General features: G+C 62.8%; 1 pseudogene. It reads left to right on the top strand.

Annotated elements, in window-relative coordinates:
- Positions 1-589: pseudogene (locus HT737_RS13050) on the top strand (formaldehyde dehydrogenase, glutathione-independent); the annotation flags it as partial.
- Positions 590-647: the final 58 nt, after the last annotated feature.

The following is a 647-nucleotide window of genomic DNA, read 5'->3' as shown; positions in this document are numbered from 1 at the left end:
CTCGGCGCGCTTGCTGGGCGCGGCGGTGGTGATCATCGGCGACGTCAACACCATCCGCCTGGCGCACGCCAAGGCTCAGGGTTTTGAAGTGGTCGACCTGTCCAAGGACACGCCGCTGCACGAGCAGATCGCCGCACTTTTGGGCGAGCCGGAAGTTGATTGCGCCGTGGACTGCGTGGGCTTCGAAGCGCGCGGCCACGGGCATGACGGGGTGAAAGCCGAAGCCCCGGCCACCGTGCTCAACTCGTTGATGGGCGTGGTGCGCGTCGCCGGCAAGATCGGTATTCCGGGCCTGTACGTGACCGAGGATCCGGGCGCTGTAGATGCCGCCGCGAAAATGGGCAGCCTGAGCATCCGCTTCGGTCTGGGCTGGGCCAAATCCCACAGCTTCCACACCGGCCAGACCCCGGTGATGAAATACAACCGCCAGCTGATGCAGGCGATCATGTGGGACCGCATCAACATCGCCGAAGTGGTGGGTGTGCAAGTCATCAGCCTCGACCAGGCGCCGGAAGGCTATGGCGAGTTCGATGCCGGTGTGCCGAAGAAGTTTGTGATCGATCCGCATCGGTTGTTCAGTGCGGCGTAAGTAAAAAGGGCGACCCACGGGTCGCCTTTTTTTAGATCAAAAGATCGCAGCCTTCGGC

It is taken from the genome of Pseudomonas sp. MD195_PC81_125, from assembly GCF_014060985.1.
GTDB classification, from domain to species: domain Bacteria; phylum Pseudomonadota; class Gammaproteobacteria; order Pseudomonadales; family Pseudomonadaceae; genus Aquipseudomonas; species Aquipseudomonas parakoreensis.
The sequence above is the reverse complement of the archived record's forward strand: the minus strand, read 5'-3'. Positions and strand labels throughout refer to the sequence as shown.